Consider the following 26,222-nt stretch of genomic DNA (forward strand, 5'->3'; position numbering starts at 1 on the left):
CTAGGGCGATGGATGGGTGGGCATCGTGTCGGATATGTAGTTAGGTTTGCTTACTCGGTTACACGGCGTTTCTCGCTACACATCAGCGTAGCAGCCCTGATTATCTGGATTATATTGCTCGCCGTGTTCTTCTACTACACACTTATTACAAAAGACTTTATAGACTATCTTGTGTCCCTTCTTCAATCAACGAGAACTAGTTGGCATTACAGCATACTTCGCTATGCGCTTATCTTGCTTGCTTTATGGGTACTAAAATATATCTTAAACATATTTGGAGAATATCTGCTGAGACTTACTGGTCTTGCAACTCTCGAAGGCTTGGCGACCGAGTTTATTAAGAGTCTTGCAGCCGCTAGGCCTACTAAGCTCCCGGATAAAGGAGATATTATTGGCAGGTTTATATCGGATCTCAGTCGAGTGTCCGAGCTTGGAGGATTTTTGGCATCATTAGGGGTTCAACTTGCAAGGATAGGTATAGGTGCTTTTCTGCTCTATACTCTTAACCCGAAGCTCTTTGCTGTAACACTTATCATTATCCCTATATACTATGCAGTGTTTAGGATTAGTAGCAGGAAGCTGGCTTTCGTGTCTGAGCAAGAGCGGCATGCATTCTCGAGACTATCTACAGTGTTTCGGGACTTTGTTGAAGGCCTCCTTCATGTGAAAGCCTCGCCTAGTATACGTAGGTACCTTAGCTCTGCTTCGGAGAAGAATGTACGCTCCTGGGGGTCTAGGCTTCGTCGTGTATTCTTTTATGACACGTTCTTTAATCAGAGCTTTAACAGTCTCTATGACGTTGTGAGGCTAATAGTTCTAGTAATTGGAGGCTTCTTCGTAGCCTGGGGTGAGGCCACAGTTGGCAGCATTATAGCATTTAGTAACGCGGTTTACAGCGTATTTGAGCCTATAGCGAACATATCGTACGCGTTTGCGACGCTTGGCGAACTCTATCCCTACGTCAAGCGTGTCCAGGAAGTACTGGAACTTGAGCCGGAAAGAGATGTAGGCGAGAAGCTAAGCAAGGTGGACAAGATTGAGGCTTATAGTGTAGAAGTAGAAGTGGGAGGCCGTAAGCTCCTCCAAGACGTCTCTTTGACCTTGTATAGAGGACGCGTTTACGCAGTAGTTGGGCCCACGGGCTCTGGTAAATCAACGCTCCTCTTAACACTTATCAGGTTCTACGAGCCAGCTAGGGGGGAGGTGAGAGTCAATGGTCGTGATTATCGTGTTTACAGTATATTGTCGCTCCGCGAGAGAATACTCTACCTGCCCCAGCATCCTCTAGTAATTCAAGCAAGTATTAGAGACAATATAGCGCTGGGAAAACCGTTATCAGACAACGATATATGGCGTGCACTGAGAATCGCTGCTGTAGACTTTGTGACAAGCTTGGACGAGATCGTGGACCCCTCTAAGCTAAGTGATGGCCAGAAGCAGAGACTTGCCTTAGCAAGGGCCATAGCTCAGAACCCTGACGTGCTTCTCCTCGATGAAGCGCTAAATGCTGTAGATGAACAAACCGAGGCACTTATTATGAAAAACTTGCGCGAAGAGGTAGCAAATGAAAGGCTAGCATCTGTAGTAATAGTTACTCATCGATCATCAACCCTGGAACATACCGACTATATCTATGTGCTTGATAAAGGTAGAATAGTGTGTGAGGGTATCCCGGAGATGTGCTAAGAACTTGTGCGACGATTGCACTAAGGGCATAGCTATGTATTTAGACTAGATGCGGGGTACCGGCAATTAGTTGGTACAATACAAGACTACTATACTGTCTTCTTATCTTCTAATGCTATGAGACATGATTCTTAGTTACGTGGAGGAATGTGGAGAACAGGAAGAGGTTCCTAGTGAAGGGCTTCTTAAAAACCTGGTCAGTGCTTGGTAAAATAGCCTGGTTCTCTATGTATTCGGGCCTTAGAAGCCGAAGAGGCTCTCTAGTCCTGCTGCTAGCTGTTCCTCGCTCACAGCTTCCTCTTTCTTCTCCTCTTTCTTTTCTTCTTCCTCTTCCTTCTTCTCCTCTGCTGCGGCTGGCGCGGCTGCTGCTGGTGCAGCAGCTGGTGCTACGGGCATCGCCGTCGCGGACTTGATTACCTCGTCTATGTTTATGTTCTTTAGCGCGGCTACTACGGCTTTTACGCGTGCCTCGTCTACCTGTACTCCAGCTGCTTCGAGGACCTTCTTTAGGTTCTCTTCATTTATCTCTTTTCCAGCTGCGTGGAGCATGAGGCTTGCATAGATGTATTCCATTCCTCGCACCCCTCGCGCTAACCGTCTTCCCGTTCCACCCGGGGGATACGGCTCGGGTTTCTTTATCTTTCCGCCTCCCCTGTTACTCTGCGAAGCATTAAAGGTGTTGGGGTGGGGGCCTCGGCTCCGGCATACGCTATGGGCATGCCGTCCGTATTTATCGCGGCGGCCGCGTAGCCGTTAGCATCAACAACTATTATGCCGAGATTCTTTGATCCAAAGAGCCTAGTGTGGCGGGCCACAGCGGCCCTAGCAGCCTCCTCGACAGGAACGCCCTCAGCCACTAGATCTACTGCGTATACACAAGGCCTTCCAAGGATTATGGTCTCGCCTATGCCAGTTGCTGAGCAAGCCGCGACACCCCTTCTTGCGTAGAACCCAGCACCAGGTATCGGGGAGTCACCTACCCTGCCAGGATACTTGAGGGAGACTCCTCCCGTACTCGCCCCCGCGGCTAAACGCCCATTAACCAGAGCAGCGGCCCCAACAGTGTCACCATAGAGCTCCACTATCTTTCGAGCCCATGCGGGGCCTCCGCCCTTCCTCAGCTCGTCGCGTAGCCGTTGCCAGCGCTTAAGCGAGGCCTCAGAGGGCCCAGGGTGCTTCGGCAAACCAAGCTTCTTGGCAAGCTCGTCAGCAGCTTTACCGGCGATGATTACGTGGTCGAGGTTTAAGAGAATAAACTTTGCAAGCCTTATAGGATTACGTGGATAAGTGACAACAGCTACGCCTCCCGCTCGCATATCGTCGTCCATGAGTCCTGCATCCATCTCAACCCTACCATCATATGTTAGCGTGCTTCCTGTGCCGGCATTGAGCACCCCACTATCTTCTAGAGCAGCGATAGCTTCAACAACCACCTCTATGGCGTTGTTCTTCTTCGTGGCCTCTAGTCCGGCCCTGGCCCCATTCTCAACAGCCTTAAGGACCTCGTCAAGGCGCTCAACTAGGCGCCAGCTGCCAGCCCCGCCGTGGACGATTACTGCGGGGTCGCCGAGCTTGATGGGCCCATAAACAGTTATTTCAGCCAAGGCCTCTCTCGCCGCTGTTCAGCCTTATTCTTCTCGGCGACTTTTCTCGCCTCTTCCACAAGCGACTCGTATTCGTCTTCACCGATAAAGCGGTACCAAGGAGCCTCATTACTGCCCCTTAGCCTCTTAGTAGCCCTCACAATGTTTAGTCCAAGATTGTATGCATCGCTTACAGCTTGCTTATCCTCAAGCACGTCACCCTTCCCATGATAGTAGGTCGTGCCCCATGCAGGTATATGGAACCCCATATTCACGAGCGTCAACAAGGCCCATGAAAGCGCCATCGCTGCACCTGCTTCCTCGCCGACCGCAATTACGCCAGCAACCTTGCCGTCTAGCAAGCTCCTACCTACATGGTAAATCATGTTCTCGAGGCTTGTCATCCTATCAAACAAGTTCTTCAAGACACCGCTAGCCATAAACCAGTAGACGGGTGTCGAGAAAACAACAGCATCGCTTGCCAAGATCTTCTCAGCAACCTCGCCGAATCCGTCAACACCGCTCAACGGGCACTCCTTTCTCTCCTTGGGATACCTGCAGTTAAGATAGTAGTCGGAATAGCAGGCGAAGCAAGGCCCTATATTGTAATCGTAGAGATGTATTATTTCAGTCTCAGCACCCTCATTCTCGGCAGCCCTTAGGGCAATCCATAATAGTTTGAAGCTATTTCCATATTTTCTCGGAGATGCATGAATTCCTAGTACTCTTATCATCCTTGCATCCCCGCAGCCTGAGGATAGGACACAGACCTTATTTAATGAATAATCGCTTCTCTACAAGACGCTTAGGGACATACAGCGATAATGTATGTTGAACCCTGGTTCAACTAGAACAAACAAAAGCATGGAGGCCATGATGAAGCTATGGCAAGCACTGCTAAGGGCTTCTACATTGTACTAGAAGGTATAGATGGTTCTGGCACAACAACACATACGGACTTGCTGGCGCAGCGTCTCCGGAGAACGGGTTACTGCGTAAAGACGTTTGAAGAGCCGAGCCGGGGTAAAATCGGTAACACCATACGCGAGTATCTTTCCAATGGGCCTTTTGACCAGAAACTACTTGCTCTCCTATTTGCAGCAGATAGGCGTGAGCAAGCAAAGGCGATTAGGGACACAATTAACCAGGGCTGTATTGCTCTTAGCGATCGGAGTTGGATATCAAGCCTAGTTTATCAAAGCTATGACGGATTTCCCTCTCCTGCACCTCTTGAATGGATTTATTCGGTCAATCGTTTTGCGCCTCGGCCAGATATATTGGTTTACATCGATGTTGAACCTGTTATTGCTTTTAAGAGAATAGTTATGCGTAGAAAGAAGCGTGACCTTCCCGAAACACTTGCTTCCCTTCGTGGCCTCTCAGCTCATTATAGAAAGTTATTACCAGTAATAGCGAAGATAATACCTGTTGTAATAATCGTTAAAGGATCCGTCAAGGGTGAGGAAAGAAGCATCGATATCGTGTCAAGGGATATTTTTGTCCGAGTATATGCGGCACTGAAGTATCTCGAGCATTACTAAGCCATCTACTTGTATCCAGCGGCAAAAGAGCTACAAACTGCCCCAGCTTAGAGGATTGTTTGGGGCTGTATACTTCGTCAACGCTGTTAACATGGGCAAGGCGAAGGAGCGGGGTAGATGGTGTTGCAGTCTTCGGGAAAAACTAGGGGCCTCGTGACCCTCGATATGCTTCCGCCTGGTGCACGCGCACGCGTGGTGCGTATTGATGCAGGCGTACGCGCCGTTAGAAGGATAATGGAGATGGGATTAACGCCTGGCACAGTAATAGAGGTCGTTATGAGTTATGGTGGCCCGATTCTTGTTCGTGTTCGCGGCAGTGTTATTGCTATCGGGAGAGGTATTGCTAGGAAGATACTTGTTGAGCCTTTGTAGGAACGCCTAGATCATCGGCTATTCTTTTAGCAGTAATGCTACAAAGCCGCCAGTGCACCGAGATATGTGGGGGTATATCCTCTGAGTGCCTGGCACTAGGCCCTCAACTCCTATCATGGGCTCAGCCTTAGCTATTACAAGCCCCTCTTCCTCGGCAACAGTCTGTACTACCTTCTCGTTCTCCTCCAAGGTGAGCGTGCATGTCGAATACACTATTCTTGCTCCTCGCCTCGCGCTCTTGGCTGCGGTTCGTAGGCCCTCGATCTGTACTTTCACAAGTTTGTTGAGTATGTGCTTACCCGCTCTTTCTAGGAACAATCGTGTCTCCGGGCTGTGGCCTAGCCTACCCATACTGGTACAGTCAGGGTCAATTATGACGAGGTCTGCGGCATTGCGGCGAAGCGGGGGATCCAGTGCATCCGCTTCGATTGGGTCAATGATCCATACTCCTTGCTTTCTTGTCAGCTTTTTCTCGTCTACTGTTCTCCGCCGAGACAGCTCTAGCCCAGCTATGTAGCCGGCTGCACCTCTCCAGGCTAGGTGCGAGGCCTTGTTCCCAGGTGCGCTAAAGAGGTCGACGACGAGGCGCCCCTCTTTTGCGACATGGGCTATGAGTGCAGCAGCTCGATCTTGTACATAGAATAGCCTTTGATCGAGTCTTCCTAGCGCGCCTGGCTGGATATCAACTGCTTCCAGCAGATCATCCAGCACTGGGTCAGGCCTTGCACGGATACCTAGCTCTTCTAGCTTCCCTATGGCTTCTTCCCTGGATATTATGGACTTGTTTATTCTTATCCAGAGAGGCGTTGGCTCCTGGAGTGCTTTAAGGAGGGCTTCTAGGCCACCGGGCGGATTAGTCTTCGCAAGCTCTTCTACAACCCAGTCCGGAAGACTATAGAGTATAGCAAGTTTGCGGAGCCCTTGCAGATCGTCAACAACCTCCTCTGGTACAATGCCGCGGAGGCATTGTACTACCTCTCTCGACAAACCAGTTGCGTCCACGATTCTATCGATGCTGACAACCTCTCGGAACATTGCCTCGTAGGCACCTACAAGAACAATCCATCCACGAGGCCTTCCACGCACCTCTCCCCGGTACCCGCAGCGGCGAAGAGCATGCACTAGTAGACGATAGTTGCGTAGAACCCCGAGGCAGAGTGCATTAAGTAGCGGCCTTGGCACTTGGGGCCTCTCACGCTCAATGAAGTATCTAATAGAGTATAGTGTGGCCTCAACTCTTGACAATATCTTTGCACACGTCGTTTCAACGAGTTCACCGTGCATTGTGTCTATTCACCCTCATTGAGCGACGGCCCCTCCTTGTGGGGCTGGCTAAGTACAGCATTTCAACAAATAAGGGGGGTCTTGATACGCTCGGACAGCGGTGTCCCAAGAGGACGTCCCTCGCGGAGACTGGTGCATAAGCATTATGGGCTCAGTGCTCCTCGTTGGCGGCGTAGGCTATCTTGGCTACAACCTCGCCAAGGAGCATAAGGCTAGAGGCGACAGTGTATACATTGTTGCGAGAAAGAGTAGCTCCGAGAAACGATCGCAGCTATTCTCCGAGCTCTCGGCCCTTGCCGATAAAAGCGTCTTGCTAAACAACCTCGTGGAGGCCTCGTCTATAAGGAACACGATTGATGGCATCGGTTGCCCCTCAATAACTTATCTCCTAACGGGCAGACTTCAAGGCACATTTAAGGAAATGCGGGAAGCGCATGTAACCGTCCCCCTCGCTTGGGCCAGGGTTCTTGCGCAGCGCTGTAAGGACACGCTAGTCGTCTACGTTAGTAGTGTCGCATCCGTTGGGGACCCGAGCGCTTGTAGTGATGGAGTAAGTGTTGCCGAAGAAAAGAACCACTTAGAGGGGTGCTTACCGCTGTCAGCTTATAGCCGCACTAAGGCCGAGGGCGAGAAAGAGATCATAAGGCTTTGTAGAGAGGGTGACGCCCGCGCAGCCGTTCTTCGCCCAGGCCTTCTTGTCGGCGAGTGGAGCTACCACAAAGAATGGAGGCTAATGTATCGCTTAGCTAAGCTGCGTCTACGTCTACGCGGAGGCCCCTATCTTCACGCAGTAGCCGCAAAGGATCTTGCAAAGGCCTCGGTAATAATAGACGAGTCTTTGAGAAAGCCGTGCAACTGGTTCTACGCGACTCCGTGGAGGACGCGGCTAGGCTCTCTACATGAGATTATCCTACAAGGGCTCGGCGTAAAAAACGCGTTACCGCTACCATTTCCCTCACGGATACCAGCAAGCGGCGTCATGAAGGACTTCCTCGTCCAGCAACGCTACTCGTTTGAGCCAAGGCTATTAAACGAGCTAGGAATGGAGTGGACGCCGCTCGAGTACGCAGTCAACGAGGCAGTGGAATGGATGAAAACACACTGGGGTAGGAAAATTGCCTCCAATAAAAGAAGGGTCAGTGCAAGGACTCACGTGGTACTAGTTTAGGGTTTTGAGGCTAACACTAAACAAGGGGGGCAAGGCCGACAGATAACTAGAGGGAGTAAAAGTATGGTTGAACAAGTGAAGCCCGAGGAGCTAAGCTTTGAAGAAGGTGTCTTCCTAGTCAAGCTTGCTCGCAGAAGCGTAGAGAACTACCTGCTGCATGGCAAGAAGATAGAGCCACCGCCAGATACTCCGGAGAAGCTGCGCCGCCTGGGAGCAGCCTTCGTAACAATAACGACGTACTATGGCCCAGAATCCCGCGAACTAAGGGGCTGTATCGGCTACATATTCCCGGTAAAGAGCCTTGTTGAAACAGTTATAGACGTTGCTATAGAGGCTGCGGTAAACGATCCGCGATTCCCACCGATGAACCCTGACGAGCTGGATCGTGTCACGTTCGAGGTAACTGTTCTTGGGCCCTTGGAGCAGCTTCCACGAAACCCTGAAGAGAGACCAAAGGCCTTCACTATAGGCCGCCACGGCCTCTTCGCCAAGAAGGGTATCCTTCAGGGCGTCTTGCTGCCAGAGGTTCCAGTCGAATACTTGTGGGATGAGGAGACGTTCCTTGCAGAGACATGTGTTAAGGCCGGTATGCCGCCGAGTTGTTGGCTAGACCCCGAGGTAGAGTTCTACAGGTTCTCTGGTAGGGATTGGCGCGAGAAAGAACCAAGAGGCGATATCGAGGAACGAGACCTTGTCCAAGAGTATAAAAAGCTACTAGAAAAATATGCCGGGATAAAGAGGTAGCGGTGGCGGCTATGCGTCGGCGTCGACAATTACAGCAAGCACCCCAGGCTCTAACAGAACAGGGCGAGGAGATGTACCTAATATCGATAAGGCCTGTCTACGCCTACCAGATCTTCCGTGCAACAAAGAGGTTCGAGCTGCGCCGCAACGTTATTGGGCGAATACCGGAAGGCGCGGTCATGGTCGTCTATGCCTCGGGCAACGTGAGGGCGATAATAGGGGAGTTCCGCGTAGGCAAAGTAATTGAAGGAACAGCTGAGGAGGTATGGAAACAAGTCCTTGCGGAGAAAGACCACGGTATACGTGGGGACGCATGGCGCTATATTAAGGGAGCAGAGAAGGCTATGGCGCTGGAAGTAGTAAATCCCGTGCTGTATCCGCGCAAGGTTACACTCGAAGAGATAAGGCGCATTATACCGGGCTGGAACCCGCCTCTGAGCTATAAGGTTCTCCGCGAAGGAGAGCCAGTCTACGAGCTCGTAATTAAGCGGCTGCGCCGGCTCGCAGGTTTAGAATAAAGAGTTCGAAAGAACCTTACTTCTTGGACTTTATTTCAACAATATCCCCATCGCTTAGGACGTGGTCTAGGCCCACCCTCTCGCCGGGGTACTTGGCTGAAGGGCCCCATATCTTGGCGTACTCGAAATACTCTATGAGATCGCTATGAATGTGCTCGGCCAGGTCGCGTACTGTTGCTCCCCGGGGTAGTACGACAGGTGTTTTGCTTACCTCGCCGTTCGGCCTCTTAGTGTAAACACGTATAATGTCTAGCCTCTTGAACAATACTTCCCCTATTTTGTCAAGGTTTAGTCCTGTTTTTGCTGAGACTGGGATAAGCCATACTCCTTTCTCCTTGTTCCGCTTAACGTACTCGTAGAGCGGTTTGTAGTTCTCAGATGCTCCTGGCAAGTCAGCTTTGTTTGCAAGTATGATCGCCGGCCGGTATACGCTGCTACGCAGCACAGCCATCTCTATGTCGTCAAGGCTTACCTCCCCCTCAATGTATACCTTTGCCCTATATATGCGGTAGTTGGCAAGGATCTTCTCAACGTCCCTCACAGTCCCGTCAATTATCTTGCCCGTGCCCAATACTTGTATGCCGTGCTCTCCCCCCTTCTCTATCCTAACGGTCCCTCTCGGCTTCTCAACGTGTATGCCGTGCTCTAAGAGTATACGCTTCACTTCAAGGTATTGTTTAAGGGCATCATCCTCCAGGCTAACAACGATTATAACCGCATCGGCATTCCGCACGATGCCAGTAACCCTTGGTATGTATTGGGCAGCATCCTCGGAGAGAGGTGGTGTATCCACAAGCTGGAAGTAAATATCCTTATACGGGAGCATACCCGGCACTGGTAGAGTCGTCGAGAATGGATAGTCCGCTACCCTAGTCTTCGCACCTGTAAGCCTCTGCACAAGCAAGCTCTTACCACTATTAGGGGGACCAATAACCGCGACTTGTGCTGCCCCCTCTTTCTCAACAAAGATCCTCGGGCCGCCGCCGCCAGTCTTCTTCCTCTTCCGCTCCTCTAGTTCCTCGCGTAGTTCTGCTAGCCTTTTCCTAGCCCAGAGCAATAGATTCTCAGCGCCTTTATGCTTAGGAGCAACGCTGAGAAACTCTTCAAGAGCCCTAATCTTTTCTTCAAGAGTCTTAGCCTCGCTGTACTTCGCGAGCTTGGCCTGCGCTTCCGGCGACAAGTTGGCAGGCATCGTCTCCTTCCTCCAGAACCCTGGTTGGAAAGAGGCTTTTTGGAATCCCAGCCTAGAAGGAACACATAGAAGCTTATAGAGTTTCCATCATAGGGCATAAGGCCTGGTGGATACGATAGTCTTGCTCGCTACTATTTTGAGAGAAAAGAGTCACAGCAATGCTGCGAGAGGTGTGGGATACAATAGGCAAGGTTCTTAAGCAATATCAGGGTTCTAGTGCTGCTTCCTCCTTATCTTGGACTTGAGCTTCTCCTTGGCGCTGTCTATTGTGCCTAGGCCTCTTAGAGCTATTTTTCCTTCAAGAGTCAACGGGTATTCTATGTTCTCGTAGTGCTTTGAGAAGAAAACATAACTAACAAGTATGAGCAAGGTTGTTATCACTAGCCCAGTAATTGTATTAATAATGCTGTGCATTATAGTGCTGATGAATAACTGTATGCCAGTGCTCGCGAACCGCATGAGTACTATAGAGAACGTATTAAATATGAATGCAATAAACATGTAGATGTAAACCATGTGTGCCATTCCCGGCAAGCTTCGCCCATATTTCCTGGCAAGTGTAGCGTCATGGTTCCGTCTAGCAAGCCTTCTACCAGTATTAATTGACAACAAGATACCAAGTACTGCTAGCAACAAGCTCAGAGTCCTAAGCACTAGACACTACACCCTAGCCTACTAGGACTAGTGCACCCTCTATGGCTAGAGTAATATACTTTCTCCAGTCCTCGCAACCAGGGAGTAGGGCAAAGGAGTGTGGTGAGCACCGGGTTGGCTAAGCGGAGGAGGCTCCGTATTAGCCGTAAGGCACTGGTTGCAGCTGGCGGGATAATACTCATAGTTATATTCATTGTTGAGTACGTCGCGATGCTTGTCTCTGGCCATAGTTACAGCATAGTAGTCTATGCCCCCAAGAACTACGCTAATGAGGCGGAAGCTGTGGCTAAGGCGGTCGCGGAGAAGCTTCACTTGAAGAAATACGGTGCGAAAACTCTCGGAGTAAATGTTTCGGTGCCTCTGTTTGCTGTAACGCTTCTTGATCACGGTAAACCCGTTATCTCGCTTCTTTATCCACTTACAGCTGACCTTCCAAGTGTTGCGGACTACGTGTTTAACCAGTTGGCCCTTAGGGTACCCTCAAACGAAACATGGATATTGACTGTTAGTGGTAACCAGATACAGCTTGCCATGCGGGTGAAGAGGGATACTAAGACCCTCGCGAGCAGCTTGGAGCAGCTCTTTGCTCAGCTAAGAGCCCTAGAGGAAGCTCAACAAGGCATGAACGTCAGCGTTACAACAACCCCGTCTTCAACAAACTCTAGCAATACGTAGGGCCGCGGAAAGGATATTATCTATATCTATTATAGACGAAGAGCACGCGTGCTCTAGCCCTTAGTATGCTCGATGATGAAGTGTGCAGCGTCTAGCAGGTCTTTTGCAACATAGTCCGCTTCCTCTACGACGCGGTCATCACTTGGATTCACTGCTATAGCTAGGCAAGCCTCTCTCATTCCACGTAGATCCCAGTAGCTGTCACCAACGAATGCAACATTGCGTAAGCTGAGCCCCAGCCTCTTCGCCAGGTTTAGGACAGCCCTGTCCTTTCTATCGGCTTCAAGCCTCGGCTCGCCGCCTGGTACGAGCCGGCCCCAGGGGTCGTAGCTCAGCGCTGGACAAACCCAATTCTTTATTCCCAGTAGTTCCGCGACCTTCTCGACTAGTACTTCAACGCCGCCACTTACTAGTGCTACTTCTAGTCCGTTGCGTCTAAGCTCCTTAACAGCCTCCTCGGCGCCTGGCGATAACTCTACCTCGTTGAATAGCTCCATTAGGTCCCACTTAGTTATGCCGGGTCTGGCCTCGATCCATGCAAGTGTATCTAAGTACATCCATTCCCAATACCTTATTACACCGTTCTTGAACGCGTTATAGTTAACCTCGCTCTCGCGCGTAGTGCCCAGTTTTTCGTGCACGTAGCCCCAGCTACTCCGAATAGGCACGAGCACCCCGTCCACATCGAAAGCTACTAGCTTTATGCGACAAGTCTCCTTGGGGTGCATGATTTCTTCATTCCTCAGCCTTGCTTCCTAAAAGCGATTGCCGCATAGCCTACAGCTATATCCTCTTCGCCGGTGAGTTGCGCCGAGTTATAATATCGTAGTAGCTGCGCCTCAACGCCACCCACTAGTTTCGCGTACTCCATGAGCGTTGCTATTGCACCGTAGCCGCAGACAGTGGCCCCAGTCTCCGTTAAGCGCTTATAGAAGCCTTCTGTGTCTAGGCGAAGAATGTGCTCGATTATGGAGAGGTCAAGCTTAGCAACGTTTTCCGCAACGTTCTCTGTGAAGACGACATAGCCGTACATGTAGCCGTGGTGTGTGAAGTCAGAGGACGCGATAAGCACTATTCTTCTTCCAAGCTCTCTTGCCGTATCATGAATCGCCCTAGCAACGTCGCGCGCCATGGAGGGGGTAGCGTCCTTCACGGTTATGGGTACGAGGCTAAACTCATCCCCGTATACATATTGGAGGAAGGGCAACTCAACCTCTACACTGTGCTCCTCGAGATGGGCAAGATACTCGTCAACTATGCGGCTAGACTTATCCATAAGAGCCTCTATGAACTCAATATCAACTGGTACATCTCCGAGAGGTGTAGCCCACTTCTTAAACCTAGTAGTTGTTGTGAAGAAGCCCCCATACCCCGTATGGTTTGTTCCAAGAATAACAACAGTTTCCGGCCTCGGCGTTGTTTCGGCAAGCTCTAGGTAGAGGTGGGCAGCACATGGTCCAGAGTAGCTATAGCCAGCATGCGGCGCTACACCGCCTATGACGCAGCACTCTCCTTTTCGCGACAGTGGCTCCGGTAATCGCCCGGGGCCGAATCTCTGGTCAAGAAAGCTCTTCTCAATGGCTCTAATCAGCTCTCCTCTGTCATTTGGGTAGAACCCTATGAGCGCTGCATAGGGTTTTCGAATCGCGTTATCCAAGGATGTCTCCCCATAGTATTTTCTATTGGAGGGGCTTAGAAAAACTGAGCACTAGAAGAACATCATGTGAAGCGGGACATGCCGGTAATAGTTTTGTATCAGTGGCTTACTCGTAGATCCTGCCCTTATCCAGCTCGCCTAGCAATTCATCAAGGTTTAGTAGCCCGAGGCCGACAAACGTATCGGCCGCACCATACGATATTATGTAGTCCTTGTTTTCAAGCCTCCAAATCCCGCAAGGGAATACGACGTAAGGGCGATCTCCGAAGACCTCCCAGAGCCTCTGAGGCTCCATAATGTAGTGCGGGGTAACCGCTTTCACAATAACCCCGTCTTTTCCAAGGCCTAGTTCTACTCCTAGAACCCTGTAGGCTTGCAGCTCCCTATCAACACCGTGGATAAGCGCCACAGCCGTGTCTTTGTTGACACGTATCGGAGGAGTAGCCCAGCCAAGCTTTACCTCAAACTCTGCTGGCCGCAGAACCTCGTAGCCATTATCAACCTCTATTCTCTTTGGGCATTCGTCTCCACCCTTATCTTCAAGTATGCTTGTTGGCAGCTCGCTGACTAACAAGTAGAACTTATCTCCAAGCAAGTGCGGCCGGTGAAACAAGTAAAGGCGATTGTCGTGTTTGTAGAGGAAAGCATTCTTATTACTAATAAGCTTGTGTTGCAAGTCGCCATAGAGCGTATAGGCATGTATCTTTCTCCACTTCATGGTCCCGTTCTCTTCTATCTTCACAGCTGTAACGGGCAGTGTACGTTCATTTCCTGGGCGGAAGTAGTGCACAGTTCTACCAGTATACGTCATGTAGAGGTTGTTGCTGCCTTCAAGCCGGTATACTCGTGGATCCTCCGCGCCCCAAAGGTCGTAGCGCGTTGAAGGATATACAACAATGCGACCAGTATATATGTTCAAGTTAATATCTCCGTTGTAGACGTCCTCGAGAGGAATCGGCACCTCTATAATGCTCGATATGTACATGTAATAGCCCGCAATAATCCTTGCATAGAGAATAACGTATTCTTCCTCTCCTCCCCTCTCAACAGTCACCGAAGAATTAAACACGGTTACAGGATGGTGAATGGGATAACCATTAATAACAACTTGCTCCCGGTTAATAACTCCAAGACGCCTAACGATGTCATGGGTCTCAAATCGCCGCTTAGCCATGGCCTCTCTTAGTCCACGCGCGGGCTTAAACACATCCTCCGCCGAGTACCCTGGCAGCATAACTATGTATTCCTCCCCTTGTCAGAGAGCTTTACTCATCAACAAGGGGTTAATAGGGGCAAGGCTCATCCTAGGAGTAAGGGCTTATTGAATCGCATGGACCATTAGCGGCTTGGAGGTGGGTCTTCTTAAGAATAAGACTCTTCGCTGATTACCGTGAAGCAGACGGAAGATCGTTATCAAGGATAGCAGTTGTGTATGGACCGCTACGATCTAGGCGTAGAGGCTTATCCCTTGGAATAAACTTGTTCCCGGGCCCAGGTGTATGCAGCTTTAACTGTGTCTACTGTTTTCGCGGAGGAGCCCAGGTACACGTCCCCTACATTGAGAACTATATCGTTACACCAGCCGTCTTACGTTCAGCCCTCGAGGAGGCTATCCATAGGCTAGGCGATGACGCTGAGAAGCTAAGTGCAATAGACTTCTCGGGAAATGGTGAGCCGACCCTGCATCCCTTATTCGACGAACTAGTTATGGAGGCGAGAGCGTTAATCAACGATAAGGGTCTCTCGACGAGCCTAGGTGTTTTCACAAATTCTACAAGGCTATGTTCTCCACGCGTAAGAAGTGCACTAGCCTTTCTAGACCATGTAGAAGCTAAGCTTGATACAGTCATTGGGTGGAAGTTCGAGCTTATTAATGAGCCTGCACGCGGTATTTTCCTCCACGACGTAATCAAATGCCTCAGCGAGATAAGGGGGGTCTTTGGCGGCACACTTGCGTTACAGGTTATGCTTCTAAAGTATTGTGGTATAGACAACTATGCTATTAGCGACGCGGAGGAAATGGCAACTATTATATCATCAATGATACGGCCAGACGAGGTACACTTGTACACGACATATGCTCCTCCACGCATGCGCTGTGTTGAAAGAGCCACTAGTGATACTATGGAGCGGTTTGCAACCATTCTGAGAGAGCATGGAATACGGGTTGCTACCTACCCGGAATAACAGCAAGACTTTCATCTCTCAAGAGTGTTGTACGTCTAGGAGGGGCTCGTAGGAGCCGTGTCGTACAATAAACCCTTAATCTATGTTGGCACTTCTGGCTGGCTATACGATTGGAACATTAAGGGCACTCTAGACTGGTACATAGCTCATAGCGGGCTTAATGCCGTAGAACTCAACGCGTCCTTCTATCGCTTTCCCTACCCTAACCAGGTAAAGTCGTGGGCTCGTAAGGGCAGGGCTCTTCGATGGAGCATAAAAATCCATAGATCAATAACTCATACGCGAAGGCTTAATGAGAAAGCGTATCCCCTTTGGGATAGGTTTAGGAAACTCTTCGAACCAATGGAGAATGAAGGTATAGTCGATTTTTACCTACTCCAGCTTCCTCCCAGCTTTGATGCGCGCCAAGAATATGTGGAGAGAATCAAGCGCTTCGCACAATATACTAGACTTGGAGCCAGACTTGCAATAGAGTTTCGGCACGACTCGTGGTTCAGGGACGGACTAGGAGTGAGACTATGCAGAGAGCTAGGTGCAACTTTTGTCTCCATAGATGCCCCCATAGGCACTTACATAGATAAAAGCAACGACCAAGTGTATCTACGTATACATGGACGCTATGAGTGGTATGCATATGATTACAGCGAGGAAGAACTAAGAGAACTTGCTGAAAAACTCGTCGAGCTTAATCCGAAGAAAATATACGTGTTCTTCAACAATGATCACTGGATGCTCGAAAACGCGAGAACAATGCTAAGGATCCTAAAAGAACTAGTAAATGCTTAGTGGGTTTCAAACCACTTTATCACTTCCGTGAACCACTCGTAGTCGTGGAACCCCATAGCTATCAGCATCTTGTCGCCACCTTCTTTCCACACTAGTATGCCGGGTACCCCCCGTATACCGACGTCTGGGGCATGCTCCATAGACTTGTCTACGTACTGTGCTGCAGGGCAAAGCTCAGTAACGTTCAGCTCCTTTCGCAAGGTATCTATTTTCTCTTTTAGCTTTTGCTCAGCTTTGCCGCTCAAGATGTAGCTGTATAGCTCACTATAAGTTTGCTGAAATATCTCATAATACTTCCATGCGTCTCCGGTTTTGTTATAGTAGCATAGTAGTAGCTTGTGGAACGTGACAGCCTCGGGGACGTTGTGTACGATGAAGTCCATTATGTGAATGGTTACGGTGTTGTTTCTGGCGAATTCAACTAGCTTAGGCATTACCTCCTTGTACAGCCTTGCACAGTAGGGGCACAATATGTCGTCGAAGATTACTATGTGTATCTTCCCGCTACCTATTGCAGGGTGTGTATCAAGGTATGGTACTGGGCGGTACTTCACAAGTGCCGCTGAAGCTAATCCTAGGCCTGCTATGAGCTCCGTAAGCTCTCCATTCTTGTCAGTAAATACCCCTTTGGAGACCTGGACTAGGTCCGGATTATACTGGGTCAGATTTGCATCACTTAGTATGTATATCGCTGGATAAGTTTGTGGCTCACTGTTGACCGGGGGCTTGTCACTTACCTTGATATTTTTCACCTCTGCTACAGCTATGGCTGACAAGGCAATGCTAAGACGCCCCTTGGCTACGCCAAGGTACTTCTCGTTTACCTGTGTACCAGGAGCATCACCGTTGACGATGATTACTTCAGCGCTATGCGTATACTTTGGCGTGGCCTTTTCGGGGCTGAGCCCTTGCTGGGCCAGATACATACCTGCCTGCGTAGCAAAGGATGCGAAGTAGTCGTAGCGGAACGGATAGAAGCCTCCGGGCAGCGGCTTATCTATAATGAACTGGGCTAGCTTACCCTTGATGTCGCTGAGATTTAGTTTGAACACTAGTGCCGGGTACACGGGGAGGGACGTCAGCCCGGTTTCCTTGTCGCTAAGTACGCAGAACTTGGCGTTACGGGGTAATTCGCTTCGTAGCTGGTTCTTGATGAATTGTAGAAGCGCCTTGGCGTAATCCTCTTGCCCATCCTCGTAGACTATTATGGCTGAGGGGCCTTGTAGGCAAGCCTTCACATCCTGGCTATTCTCTGGCACCGACTCCACCTTCGAGGCCGAAGACTGGCCTTTATTCATTAATAAATAGGCCGCCGCACCTACGGCAACTAGAGCTATTACCAACGCTGTGACTAGTACGGGGGTAGATACTGCTTTCAAGGCTGTCTCGCCTTTTTCGCTGTTCTAGGCTCTCTGCTTACCAGAACCCCCTTGTAACCTTATTTGCTAGGGCAACGAGGATAGATAGGTGTGCCTAGGAGACAAGTTCTTGCCTGCTATGTAAACAGAGTAGCCTAGAATACCCGAGACAAAGATAATATTGAGCATAGGATGATAAAGAAGCGTTATCGGGGTGAAAGAGCTTTTGAGCGAGGAATTGTTCCGCCACGAAGCAGTCAAGGAGATACTGCGCAAGTATAGGACCATCTGGGCATTGGGTCACGCAATGGCGCTCATGAGCTGGGATCTAGAAACCTATATGCCGCGTGACGGTATCCGAGACCGCTCTGTGGCGTTCGAGGAGCTCGAGGCGCTGCAACACAAGTTCATAAAGGATCCGGAGCTAGAGAAGCTCGTTGAGCGCGCGGAAAAAGACCTAGACTCGCTTAATGATTTTGAGCGCGGCGTTGTAAGGGTAATGAAGAGAAGGATAAGGATAGCGAAAGCTATACCAGAGGAGCTTGTCCGCAAAGAAGCTAAGATAACCAGTGAGGCAACCGTTGTCTGGCGGGAGGCAAAAAAGAAGTCCGACTTCAACATGTTCAAGCCATACCTTGAACAAATAGTTGAAATTCAGCGAGAAAAAGCAGAAAGACTGGGCTACGAAGAGCATCCTTACGATGCGCTCCTAGACTTGTACGAGGAGGGGCTGCGGACACGAGACGTAGAAAGAGTATTTGAGGAACTTGTACCAGCTACCAAGAGGATCCTCGAGGAGATCAGGAAACAAGGATTCTACCCCCAGCACCACCCGCTCGAAGAAAAAGAATACGATGTTGATGCAGCGCGAAAGATGCTACGCGAAATACTTGATGGTTTCGAATGGCCCTGGAACCGCGGCAGGCTTGACGAATCAGCCCACCCCTTCACAATAGACATGGGTGTAAATGATGTCCGCATAACGGTTAGATACGAAGGAAAAGACGTCAAGAGAGCAGTCTATAGTCTTGTACACGAATATGGACACGCTCTCTACGAGCTACAAGTGGATCCGCGCCTCTCATACACCCCCATAGGCAGCGGCGTCAGTATGGGAATACATGAAGGCCAGTCAAGGTTCTGGGAGAACATAGTGGGTAGGGGTCCGTGGTTCATAAGGTGGCTGAAGGAGAAGCTTGACAAGCACATAGGGTACACGAAGGATTTCGATGAAGTAGAGATATACAAATACGTTAACACGGTTAGGCCAGACCTTATACGCGTAGACGCTGACGAGGTAACGTACAACCTGCATATATATCTCAGATTCGACATCGAGAAGAAGCTCATCGAGGGGAGCCTTAGTCCGGCAGAGGTACCAGTATACTGGGACAACAAGATGGAGGAACTCCTAGGAGTGCGTCCACGAAACGTCGCTGAAGGAGCGCTACAAGACATTCACTGGAGCCATGGCAGCATAGGCTACTTCCCGACATATACACTGGGCAATGTCGTGGCGGCAACAATGTGGGCCATGATGGGCGGTCCTTCGGCAGAACAGCTAAGAAACCTAAAGCTTAGAGAAATACGGGAATGGCTCCGTGAAAAAGTACACCGCTGGGGCTCAACATATGCTCCGAAAGAGCTATTGAAGAGAAGCTTCAGCACAGAGTTAACAGCAAAGTACCTAATTGACTACCTCGAATGGAAGTACATAACGCTTCCCAACAAGCTAGCCGAGTACCTAGCCTAAGACCCTTCTTTCCTCTCCAATATTTTTAGTAGTTTCTCCACATCACGTCTACGAAAGTAATAATAAACACCATTACTTGTCTGAAGAACTATTTCCTCTACCCCAGCCCCTAGAACGTCTTTGAGGAATTCTCGGGGAAGATCAGCTAAACTGGCGTCCTTCTTATTGGTGGTAATCCTGAGAGATGAGCCCTCAATGCTCAACGTGAAACCTTTTCCAGCAAGCTCTTTGCTCCATTTGCTCAGCTTCTCGCGCGACTCCATGCTCCCAGTCATCACGGCTCGCCCCAGTGCAATCCAGTGCTTAAACAAGCACTTGTGAGGCACTAGAAAAACCGAGTGGCTAAGACGCTCTAAGAGCTAGGAGCTAGGCCTCGCTAGCTCTACCTCGTCGCCGATACCTACCCTGAGTAGCGACGACGCATTGCCTAGATTCACTGCTAGCTCTGGAAAACCTAAGCTATTGACATAGAATACTAGCTCGCCCTTCTCTGCAAGGCTGAATACAGGTAAACACTTGGCACTGAACAACTTCTCGCCGGCACGGACTTCTACATGGCCCTTTGCGCAGAGATTAGCTACGCACTCCTCCCGGAGACCCAGGGCTACATTACCGAAATGATCGATATAGACAACCCTGGCCCGTACGCGTTCGGCCCTACACTCTTCTCTAAGGCTAAGCTTGACAAGTTCGTCTGGTTCCAGCCTAGGCCCTAGGGCAGCTATATCGACGCCCATTGCTACAAGCGTTGCTGCTGGAGCAAAAATGTCTCTGCCGTGAAAGCTCCTAGAGACCGGTTTTAGAAACACGGCCTCGTTTGACACGACTCTTGCCTCCAATATGCCGTCCTCGGCGGCTGCTGGATATAGTACACCGTTATCGGGGCCCACGAAGAAGTATCTCTCCGTTCTTATTGCTACAGCTCTCCGCTCTGTGCCCACACCCGGGTCAACAACGACGAGAAACACTGTGCCTGGAGGGAAATACTTGTAGCTCGTGTAGAGCACGTAAGCGCCAGCCACAATGCTGAAGGATGGGACATCGTGAGTAATATCAATTACGCGTACTTTTCCCCTGCTTAGCCTATCTATGACGCCTTTAACTATGCCAACATAGGGGTCACGCCACCCGAAATCAGTCAGAAATGCGATAAGCCTCCTAGGCCTCTGCAACCCTCCTACACCATGCATCGAGTAGGGGGCTTCAGAGAGTAGAATAATATTACCATGTAGTGGTGTTGCCCTGGATCAGTGAGTGCAAGGGCTCCACATAACTCTCTATGGCTTTCGGAAGGCTCAGGCGGTCATCACTCCCTACTAGGCTCTAATAGTTGCTTGAGGGCTTTATACGCTTCAAGAGTATGGTATGTCGAAAGCAGTGATGCGATAATAAGGACGGTTGCAGCGACCGGGTCACGGCCGGGTAGGAGCACGTAAGCAGCTGTAGATGCTAGCAAAAACGCGGTTAAGACAAGGCTCCTGGGAACAAGGGCGCCGTGGAGCACTATGTATGCCTTGAGGAGGCCGCGCCTCGGCGGAACAGCTACATAACCGCCTTCCTTCTCGACAACCAAGCCTAGTCGGATAAGCCTATCTAGATGATGCCTTGCAGTACTTGGGCTCCTCACCCCGAGGATCCTTTGAAGCTCCCTTACGCCGAGCGGGCGACGAGAACGTAGAAGGACAAGGTATGCTCTGAGAGAAGTACCACTAAGCTCTGTTAAAGGATCAACAACATCTCTTTCTAGGCGCTCCTCATCCTCCATACAGTGTACACCAGGAGTGCAGCAATGAGGCCGGAACCTAGCACAGCTCCTAGCCTGGCCTCAGTACTGGGCCCAGCTCTCGTTGATGCAGGTGTTTGTATTATAGGTGTGGCTGCCTGCTCATTAATTCCTGTGCCCTTTTCCTGCGCCTTATTCTTGTCCATAGTTTTTACAACAGTGTATGGCTTTGCAACAGTAGTTGTGGGCCGCGTCAAGTAGCTTGGCTCAGCTCTCGTAGTCGTACTCTTTACGAGCGCCGTAGTCGTGGTAGTTGTCGGGACCGTTTCCAAGCTGCTCTCCATCTCGGTGATTGTTTTAGACACAAGTGCTTGGACATGAACAATCTTTGTGCTCTTCATGACCGATGCGTACCACTTGCTAGGATCCTGCCCTAGCTCTAGAAGCACTGATCTAAGACATTTGAGCGCCTCCTCGAGATAGCCCTGTGGAAACACTGCTACGATCAGTGTGGGCACGTTGTTGGCACTATAGATGGCTAATGTTGTGTTGCCGCAATAAGTGCTTGTAGATATTTCTAATATTCTTGGACTCATACTAAACACTTCAGTGTTTATGGCGACAAGAACCTCCTTGTCGCCTAGATGAGTGTTGGCCTCGGCAGCTGTTGCGGCTGCAACTGCCGCCGCAGCAACCATAGTTACTAGAAGTAACGTATGCCTCGCAAGCCATGCAGCCATGGATGCTTCTCCACGCTTCCTAGCAACTATCGGGCTGATATTAGTCTAGGGTTTCGAACAATAGTGTTCCAGCACGCCGCCTTACTAGGAACTCTTCGCCTAGCTTATCCTGGAGAGGTGTAGAAGAAACATGACAAGCTCCCAGACAATGGTTATACTCTTAACAGTAATCGCCCTCGCGGCGGGAATGGCTATAGGAGGGATATACTTCGGCTCCCTATCCAAAACCAGTAGCAATACTACCGTAGTAGTGAAGGAGACCAGCTTCGTGACAGTACCAGGTGGACAAGCCGTTGTCGAAACAGCAGCACCGAGTCAGCTAGGCGAAGCAGCATCCTCCTGGGAGGACGTAATGAAGCTCGCCAAGCTGTTGAACGAATATAGCCCGAAGAGATACATAACCGTTGTTACACCACTAACAACAGTAACGTCATTGACTACCCAGGTTGAGGCCATAATATCGCCTGCTGAGACCACTGCTGATGAGCTGCAACACGGTACGCAGCAACTAAGATGGGGCCCCGTAGGTGTTGTTGAGACAGCGGAGGGACGAATCTACTACAGTGGCACAAATGTCCAGGTGGGAGGAGTAGACGAGCCAGACATTGTTAAGACAAATGGCACACACATATTCGTGGTTCGCGGCCCGGTCATAGAGGTATACAAGGCTTATCCGCCTAGCGGCCTAGCCCTAGTAGAGACAATAGATGCGAAGAAGATTGTTGAGAAGCTTGCAGGAAAAGAATACATAGCACTGGTTAGCAACGATACAACAGAGATAGTGGCAGAGGTTCACCGCGACATATACGTGGGCGGAATCTTCGCTCAAGATGGAAAAATCATAGTTGTGGCAACAGAGTACCGGTCGCCAGCACCGCTACAGCCCCGAACATGGGTAGTCGAGCTTGGTGACGGAGAGGTACTTCACTACGTCCATGTAACGGGCGGCTTCTACGATGCAAGACTAGTCAACAATACGTTAACAGTTGTGACGAGCACTGGCGGCATAATTAGGCCCATACTCTTCTCGAGTACAGGTAAAGCAGTAATCCCGGCACCAGTGGTAGCTGGCATATCTCCCGCAGAGACGATAGTGACGTGCGTAGATACGGATAACTGGAATATGTCATCGATTGCGTTTGTAGGAGCACGTCCCTCAACGATCTACGTGACGGCAAGCAACGACATCTATGTCCTCCTGCCGGGTAGCGTGAAGCAGCTCCAAGAACTAAGGAGTCTCGGCGAGAAAGAAGCAGCAGAGAAGCTGAAAGAACTCATGATGAGGCAATACTATGAGAACACAACAATACTCCACCTAAGAATCGCCAAGGGCCTAAGTATCGTGCTTGTCTCAGAGGGCATTGTTCCGGGCAGGGTCTGGAAACAATGGATGATAGACGTACACGGTAAGACACTGCGCATAGTAACGGAGAAATGGGGGCCTAAGGGCGTCACAGTAAGCCTCTACATATTCGACGCAGAGACGCTGAAGCCCATAGGTAGCCTAGAGAACATCGTGGTGAATGAGAGAGTTCACGCGGTACGATTCATCGGCGACACACTATACCTGGTGACTTTCCGAAACATAGACCCCTTATTCGCGATAGACTTGAGCAACCCCGAGAAGCCAAAGGTAATAGGCTTCGTAGAGTCACCCGGGTTCGACGAATACATTCACCCGCTGACCGATAAGCTACTAGTAGGCGTTGGCCGCGAAGACTCAACAGTGAGGATAACGTTATACGAGATACACAGTAACAGAAGCGTCTCAATCGTTGAGAGGCTCTACGTCAAGGGCTACGTATGGAGCCCCGTCCTAAACCCGCGCAACGGCCACAAAGCATTCACACTGGATCCAATCCACGGCTACATACTAGTACCAGTACAAGGCCGCTGGGGCCCCTCTGGCATGGAGGCAGGTATTGCGGTAATCAGGATCGACGCCAAGAAACCAGACATAGAACTGCTAAGGATTCTCGACCATCGCTTTGCAGAGCGCAGCTTATTCATAGACGATGTAATATACAGTATAGCTCCGAATAACCCTGTAGAGCGTGTAAAGGCGTTTGACGCTAAGAACCTCAGAGAAGTTAAGAGTGCTCCAAAACCAGTCGAGGCTAAGATTAGCGACATCGTAGAGAACCCGGAGAAATACGTGTCAAAAACAGTCATAGTCAAAGGAAAGTCTCTTGGTTGGAGCGGCTTAGACTATCCTCCACCGGTGTCTCGAAGCGACTGGGTACTAGACGACGGTACCGGCAAGATCTATGTCTCAGCGTTCTCGCCCTATCCGGGGAGCAAGATAGTAGTCAAGAAGGGGGTGAGCGTGGTAGTCATAGGAGTAGTAAAGATAGATCCACAAGGCCATCCCTACATTATGCCCATAGAGGTAAGGGTATTAGACTAAGCCTGGATAGTAGGAGAAAAGGCCTAGTTTTTCACTTTTTGTAAAAATTCTTCTCGCTCAACTATAGCCCTCTCGTGCACCCCATGACCTATCTTCTTATCGCCCCACCAAGCCTCAACCCAGAATATGAGCCTCTTGCCATCAACGCTCAGAAGCTCGGCACGTACTTCTATCTCTGCGCCAACCGGGGCAGCACGCAGATGCCTAATATCAACCCCTATACCTACAGTCGTCTTTCCTTCAGGAAGGTATCTCTGGGCAAGCTCGAGCGCAGTGTTCTCCATAAAGAGGATCATAGAAGGGGTTGACAATACAGCCACGTCGCCTGAGCCCAAATGCTTTGCAGAATGTTCTTCGCGTACAACAAACTTCTTAGTAAGCGAAATCCCCTTTACAAGCCCTCCAGCCATACAGTAACACCGTTTTTGTATAAGGCGTGGTGGTTGTGGCTAATAACCTAGCCCCAAACTATGGGCACCCCAGTAGCATCCTGGAACAGTATCAACAATAAGTTCATTACAGGGCTCAAAGGTAGTAAGAAGTCGCATTGGATCCCAGGCCCCGCAGACAGGGCCGAAGGGCCCAAGCCGAGGGGGAGGCTGAAGCGGGGCCGGGGTCTTCTCGCCCCACTAGCTCTATAGTATTAGCTATCCTGGGGTTGGATGTGGAGGAGAATAAGGGTGCTGAGTTAGGGCTGAGAGCCTATGCGGTACTACTTATCCTGAAAGGTGAAACCGAGAACGCTCTCCGAGTACTATCAGAGTACTACGGCATAGCGACACCCAGGCTCAAGGTAGGGCTTCCAAAGAGGCATGCTAAGGCGCTTGGATGCTACGATGCTAGACGCCGACTCATTTGCCTAAGGAGCTCGAATGAGTATCGGAACCCATTCGTCGTTCTCCACGAGTTTTACCACCATCTTCGTAGTTGTCGTGCAGAGTTTGCTGGCAGCGAGAAGAACGCCAACAACTATGCTCTAGAGTCGATACGGCTATGCCTATACATATATGGCGAAGAATGCGAGAAGCTGATACGCTCCCTGAAAGAGTAGATGCTTCACCGCCTTGCCGAGAGCCAAAAAGACAGTACTATTGTAAACCAATGCAATTAGCGCTCTAAAAGAAGTGTGCAGCCGCGCTTATGCCTTGTATAGCCAACATGCCACCCAGTGGCCTTCCTCAACCTCAACAAGTGGCGGCTCTTCTCGGTGGCAGCGGTCAAATGCCTTGGGGCATCTTGGGTGGAATCTGCACCCTGGTGGTGGGTTTAGCGGACTTGGCGGCTCCCCTACGACCTTTATCGGCGGCTTCTTCTTGGCCAGCTCTGGGTCGGGTATTGGAATAGATGCGAGTAGCATCTGGGTATAGGGGTGCAGAGGCTTCTCGAACACCTCCTCGGCGGGGCCGAGCTCCACTATCTTGCCTACGTACATGACCGCTATGTAGTTGCTCATGTAGCGTACAACGCCTAGGTCGTGGCTTATGAAGAGGTATGTGAGGTTTCTGCGCCGCTGTAGCTCCTTCAACAAGTTCAGTATTTGTGCCTGTACTGAGACGTCGAGTGCTGAGGTGGGTTCGTCTAGTACTAGGAACTCGGGGTTGACGGCGAGTGCTCGGGCTATTGCTATTCTCTGGCGCTGGCCGCCGCTGAACTCGTGCGGGTATCGATAGACATGGGTCTCGTTGAGCCCAACCTCTTCAAGGAGGTTTACTATGTAAGAGTATGGATCGTCGGGCACCATTTTGTGTACTTTTAGGGCCTCCATTATGATATCGTAGACTGTTTGCCTTGGGTCAAGGCTGCCGTATGGGTCCTGGAACACCATTTGTGCTTTCTTTCTGAACTCTTTCAGCTTCTTACCCTTCAGCTTTGTTACGTCTTGTCCCTCGAAGAATATCTTGCCGGAAGTTGGCTGGATTAGCTTGAGTATAAGTCTACCAACGGTTGTTTTCCCGCTACCGCTTTCACCTACAAGGCCGAGGGTCTTGCCCCTAGGTATTATGAATGATACGTCATCTACTGCTCTAACGTAGCCCGATATCCGGAAGATTCCTCTTACCGGGAAATACTTCTTGAGCCTATATACCAGTACTAGCGGCTCCTCGCCTGGAAACATCTTGCTAACAGCGTTATATGCCTCCTGGTACTCGTTGTCTAGTCTCTCTGCAAGAGTAAGAGCCATTCATACATCACC

General features: G+C 50.2%; 28 protein-coding genes. 12 read left to right on the forward strand and 16 right to left on the reverse strand.

Annotated elements, in window-relative coordinates; genetic code table 11:
* Nucleotides 1–12 precede the first annotated feature (12 nt).
* Nucleotides 13–1,686, forward strand: coding sequence for an ABC transporter ATP-binding protein (locus SBG41_RS10260; protein WP_317895443.1), 1,674 nt, complete (start codon nt 13–15; stop codon nt 1,684–1,686).
* 240 nt (nt 1,687–1,926) lie between these two features.
* Here SBG41_RS10260 and rpl12p read toward each other — a convergent pair whose 3' ends face one another.
* From rpl12p to SBG41_RS10275, 3 genes are all read right to left on the reverse strand, one after another.
* Nucleotides 1,927–2,259: a 50S ribosomal protein P1 gene (rpl12p, locus tag SBG41_RS10265; RefSeq protein ID WP_317895444.1), complete on the reverse strand. Its 333-nt coding sequence runs from the start codon at nt 2,257–2,259 to the stop codon at nt 1,927–1,929.
* Nucleotides 2,260–2,321: 62 nt separating this feature from the next.
* The gene (locus tag SBG41_RS10270) at nt 2,322–3,290 is read right to left on the reverse strand and encodes an isoaspartyl peptidase/L-asparaginase (RefSeq protein ID WP_317895445.1); all 969 of its coding nucleotides are present in this window, start codon (nt 3,288–3,290) and stop codon (nt 2,322–2,324) included.
* Nucleotides 3,278–4,003 carry a flavodoxin family protein gene (locus tag SBG41_RS10275; protein WP_317895446.1) on the reverse strand — a complete coding sequence of 242 codons (726 nt, stop codon included), beginning with the start codon at nt 4,001–4,003 and terminating at the stop codon, nt 3,278–3,280. Before SBG41_RS10275 ends, SBG41_RS10270 begins: the two co-directional genes overlap by 13 nt.
* Nucleotides 4,004–4,153: 150 nt before the next feature.
* On the opposite strand from SBG41_RS10275, the gene tmk reads away from it, so the two are divergent.
* Both tmk and SBG41_RS10285 read left to right on the forward strand, forming a co-directional pair.
* A complete protein-coding gene (tmk, locus tag SBG41_RS10280; RefSeq protein ID WP_317895447.1) occupies nt 4,154–4,810 on the forward strand; it encodes a dTMP kinase in 657 nt (218 codons plus the stop codon).
* A 117-nt stretch (nt 4,811–4,927) separates the two neighbouring features.
* Entirely contained in the window at nt 4,928–5,182 is a 255-nt protein-coding gene (locus tag SBG41_RS10285) for a FeoA family protein (RefSeq protein WP_317895448.1), read from the forward strand.
* Nucleotides 5,183–5,200: 18 nt separating this feature from the next.
* On the opposite strand, the gene SBG41_RS10290 is transcribed toward SBG41_RS10285, so the two are convergent.
* On the reverse strand, nt 5,201–6,466 hold the full coding sequence (locus SBG41_RS10290; protein WP_317895449.1) for an RsmB/NOP family class I SAM-dependent RNA methyltransferase: 1,266 nt from the start codon (nt 6,464–6,466) through the stop codon (nt 5,201–5,203).
* Nucleotides 6,467–6,611: 145 nt separating this feature from the next.
* Between SBG41_RS10290 and SBG41_RS10295 the strand changes: the two genes are divergently transcribed.
* From SBG41_RS10295 to SBG41_RS10305, 3 genes are all read left to right on the forward strand, one after another.
* Complete coding sequence (locus tag SBG41_RS10295; RefSeq protein WP_317895450.1) at nt 6,612–7,634, forward strand: NAD-dependent epimerase/dehydratase family protein; 1,023 nt, start codon at nt 6,612–6,614, stop codon at nt 7,632–7,634.
* 63 nt (nt 7,635–7,697) lie between these two features.
* Complete coding sequence (locus SBG41_RS10300; RefSeq protein ID WP_317895451.1) at nt 7,698–8,378, forward strand: TIGR00296 family protein; 681 nt, start codon at nt 7,698–7,700, stop codon at nt 8,376–8,378.
* Between the two features lie 11 nt (nt 8,379–8,389).
* The gene (locus SBG41_RS10305) at nt 8,390–8,896 is read left to right on the forward strand and encodes a DNA-binding protein (protein ID WP_317895452.1); all 507 of its coding nucleotides are present in this window, start codon (nt 8,390–8,392) and stop codon (nt 8,894–8,896) included.
* Between the two features lie 16 nt (nt 8,897–8,912).
* On the opposite strand, the gene SBG41_RS10310 is transcribed toward SBG41_RS10305, so the two are convergent.
* On the reverse strand, nt 8,913–10,088 hold the full coding sequence (locus tag SBG41_RS10310; RefSeq protein WP_317895453.1) for an OBG GTPase family GTP-binding protein: 1,176 nt from the start codon (nt 10,086–10,088) through the stop codon (nt 8,913–8,915).
* A 213-nt stretch (nt 10,089–10,301) separates the two neighbouring features.
* Nucleotides 10,302–10,742, reverse strand: a complete 441-nt coding sequence (locus SBG41_RS10315) for a hypothetical protein (RefSeq protein ID WP_317895454.1) — start codon at nt 10,740–10,742, stop codon at nt 10,302–10,304.
* 114 nt (nt 10,743–10,856) lie between these two features.
* Here SBG41_RS10315 and SBG41_RS10320 point away from each other — a divergent pair, with 114 nt between their 5' ends.
* Entirely contained in the window at nt 10,857–11,417 is a 561-nt protein-coding gene (locus SBG41_RS10320) for a hypothetical protein (protein WP_317895455.1), read from the forward strand.
* A gap of 53 nt (nt 11,418–11,470) precedes the next feature.
* On the opposite strand, the gene SBG41_RS10325 is transcribed toward SBG41_RS10320, so the two are convergent.
* The 3 genes from SBG41_RS10325 to SBG41_RS10335 form a co-directional block, all read right to left on the reverse strand.
* Nucleotides 11,471–12,145 (reverse strand): HAD-IB family phosphatase, encoded by a 675-nt coding sequence (locus SBG41_RS10325; protein WP_317895456.1) that lies wholly within the window; start codon nt 12,143–12,145, stop codon nt 11,471–11,473.
* Between the two features lie 14 nt (nt 12,146–12,159).
* Entirely contained in the window at nt 12,160–13,074 is a 915-nt protein-coding gene (gene amrB, locus SBG41_RS10330) for an AmmeMemoRadiSam system protein B (RefSeq protein WP_317895457.1), read from the reverse strand.
* A gap of 106 nt (nt 13,075–13,180) precedes the next feature.
* Nucleotides 13,181–14,308: a glycoside hydrolase family 130 protein gene (locus SBG41_RS10335; protein ID WP_317895458.1), complete on the reverse strand. Its 1,128-nt coding sequence runs from the start codon at nt 14,306–14,308 to the stop codon at nt 13,181–13,183.
* Between the two features lie 194 nt (nt 14,309–14,502).
* Here SBG41_RS10335 and SBG41_RS10340 point away from each other — a divergent pair, with 194 nt between their 5' ends.
* Both SBG41_RS10340 and SBG41_RS10345 read left to right on the forward strand, forming a co-directional pair.
* Nucleotides 14,503–15,261 (forward strand): radical SAM protein, encoded by a 759-nt coding sequence (locus SBG41_RS10340; RefSeq protein WP_317895459.1) that lies wholly within the window; start codon nt 14,503–14,505, stop codon nt 15,259–15,261.
* A gap of 57 nt (nt 15,262–15,318) precedes the next feature.
* Nucleotides 15,319–16,047 carry a DUF72 domain-containing protein gene (locus SBG41_RS10345; protein ID WP_317895460.1) on the forward strand — a complete coding sequence of 243 codons (729 nt, stop codon included), beginning with the start codon at nt 15,319–15,321 and terminating at the stop codon, nt 16,045–16,047.
* Here the strand turns inward: SBG41_RS10345 and SBG41_RS10350 are convergent.
* Nucleotides 16,044–17,426 carry a DsbA family protein gene (locus SBG41_RS10350; protein ID WP_317895461.1) on the reverse strand — a complete coding sequence of 461 codons (1,383 nt, stop codon included), beginning with the start codon at nt 17,424–17,426 and terminating at the stop codon, nt 16,044–16,046. The two genes, SBG41_RS10345 and SBG41_RS10350, sit on opposite strands and share 4 nt — an antisense overlap.
* A gap of 205 nt (nt 17,427–17,631) precedes the next feature.
* On the opposite strand from SBG41_RS10350, the gene SBG41_RS10355 reads away from it, so the two are divergent.
* Entirely contained in the window at nt 17,632–19,158 is a 1,527-nt protein-coding gene (locus SBG41_RS10355) for a carboxypeptidase M32 (protein ID WP_317895462.1), read from the forward strand.
* Here the strand turns inward: SBG41_RS10355 and SBG41_RS10360 are convergent.
* The 4 genes from SBG41_RS10360 to SBG41_RS10375 all read right to left on the reverse strand — a co-directional run bounded on the left by SBG41_RS10360 (nt 19,155) and on the right by SBG41_RS10375 (nt 21,621).
* Nucleotides 19,155–19,484: a hypothetical protein gene (locus tag SBG41_RS10360; RefSeq protein ID WP_317895463.1), complete on the reverse strand. Its 330-nt coding sequence runs from the start codon at nt 19,482–19,484 to the stop codon at nt 19,155–19,157. The two genes, SBG41_RS10355 and SBG41_RS10360, sit on opposite strands and share 4 nt — an antisense overlap.
* 33 nt (nt 19,485–19,517) lie before the next feature.
* Nucleotides 19,518–20,330 (reverse strand): SAM hydrolase/SAM-dependent halogenase family protein, encoded by an 813-nt coding sequence (locus SBG41_RS10365; protein ID WP_317895464.1) that lies wholly within the window; start codon nt 20,328–20,330, stop codon nt 19,518–19,520.
* A 134-nt stretch (nt 20,331–20,464) separates the two neighbouring features.
* Nucleotides 20,465–20,923, reverse strand: coding sequence for an ArsR family transcriptional regulator (locus SBG41_RS10370; protein ID WP_317895465.1), 459 nt, complete (start codon nt 20,921–20,923; stop codon nt 20,465–20,467).
* Nucleotides 20,902–21,621: a hypothetical protein gene (locus SBG41_RS10375; protein ID WP_317895466.1), complete on the reverse strand. Its 720-nt coding sequence runs from the start codon at nt 21,619–21,621 to the stop codon at nt 20,902–20,904. Before SBG41_RS10375 ends, SBG41_RS10370 begins: the two co-directional genes overlap by 22 nt.
* A 130-nt stretch (nt 21,622–21,751) precedes the next feature.
* Here SBG41_RS10375 and SBG41_RS10380 point away from each other — a divergent pair, with 130 nt between their 5' ends.
* Nucleotides 21,752–24,028 carry a beta-propeller domain-containing protein gene (locus SBG41_RS10380; protein WP_317895467.1) on the forward strand — a complete coding sequence of 759 codons (2,277 nt, stop codon included), beginning with the start codon at nt 21,752–21,754 and terminating at the stop codon, nt 24,026–24,028.
* A 23-nt stretch (nt 24,029–24,051) separates the two neighbouring features.
* On the opposite strand, the gene SBG41_RS10385 is transcribed toward SBG41_RS10380, so the two are convergent.
* Complete coding sequence (locus tag SBG41_RS10385) at nt 24,052–24,438, reverse strand: thioesterase family protein (RefSeq protein ID WP_317895468.1); 387 nt, start codon at nt 24,436–24,438, stop codon at nt 24,052–24,054.
* Between the two features lie 254 nt (nt 24,439–24,692).
* Here SBG41_RS10385 and SBG41_RS10390 point away from each other — a divergent pair, with 254 nt between their 5' ends.
* Nucleotides 24,693–25,079 carry a hypothetical protein gene (locus tag SBG41_RS10390; protein WP_317895469.1) on the forward strand — a complete coding sequence of 129 codons (387 nt, stop codon included), beginning with the start codon at nt 24,693–24,695 and terminating at the stop codon, nt 25,077–25,079.
* 87 nt (nt 25,080–25,166) lie between these two features.
* Here SBG41_RS10390 and SBG41_RS10395 read toward each other — a convergent pair whose 3' ends face one another.
* Nucleotides 25,167–26,144, reverse strand: coding sequence for an ABC transporter ATP-binding protein (locus SBG41_RS10395; RefSeq protein WP_317896525.1), 978 nt, complete (start codon nt 26,142–26,144; stop codon nt 25,167–25,169).
* Nucleotides 26,145–26,222: the final 78 nt, after the last annotated feature.

It is taken from the genome of Pyrofollis japonicus (genome assembly GCF_033097485.1).
GTDB lineage: Archaea > Thermoproteota > Thermoprotei_A > Sulfolobales > Pyrodictiaceae > Pyrofollis > Pyrofollis japonicus.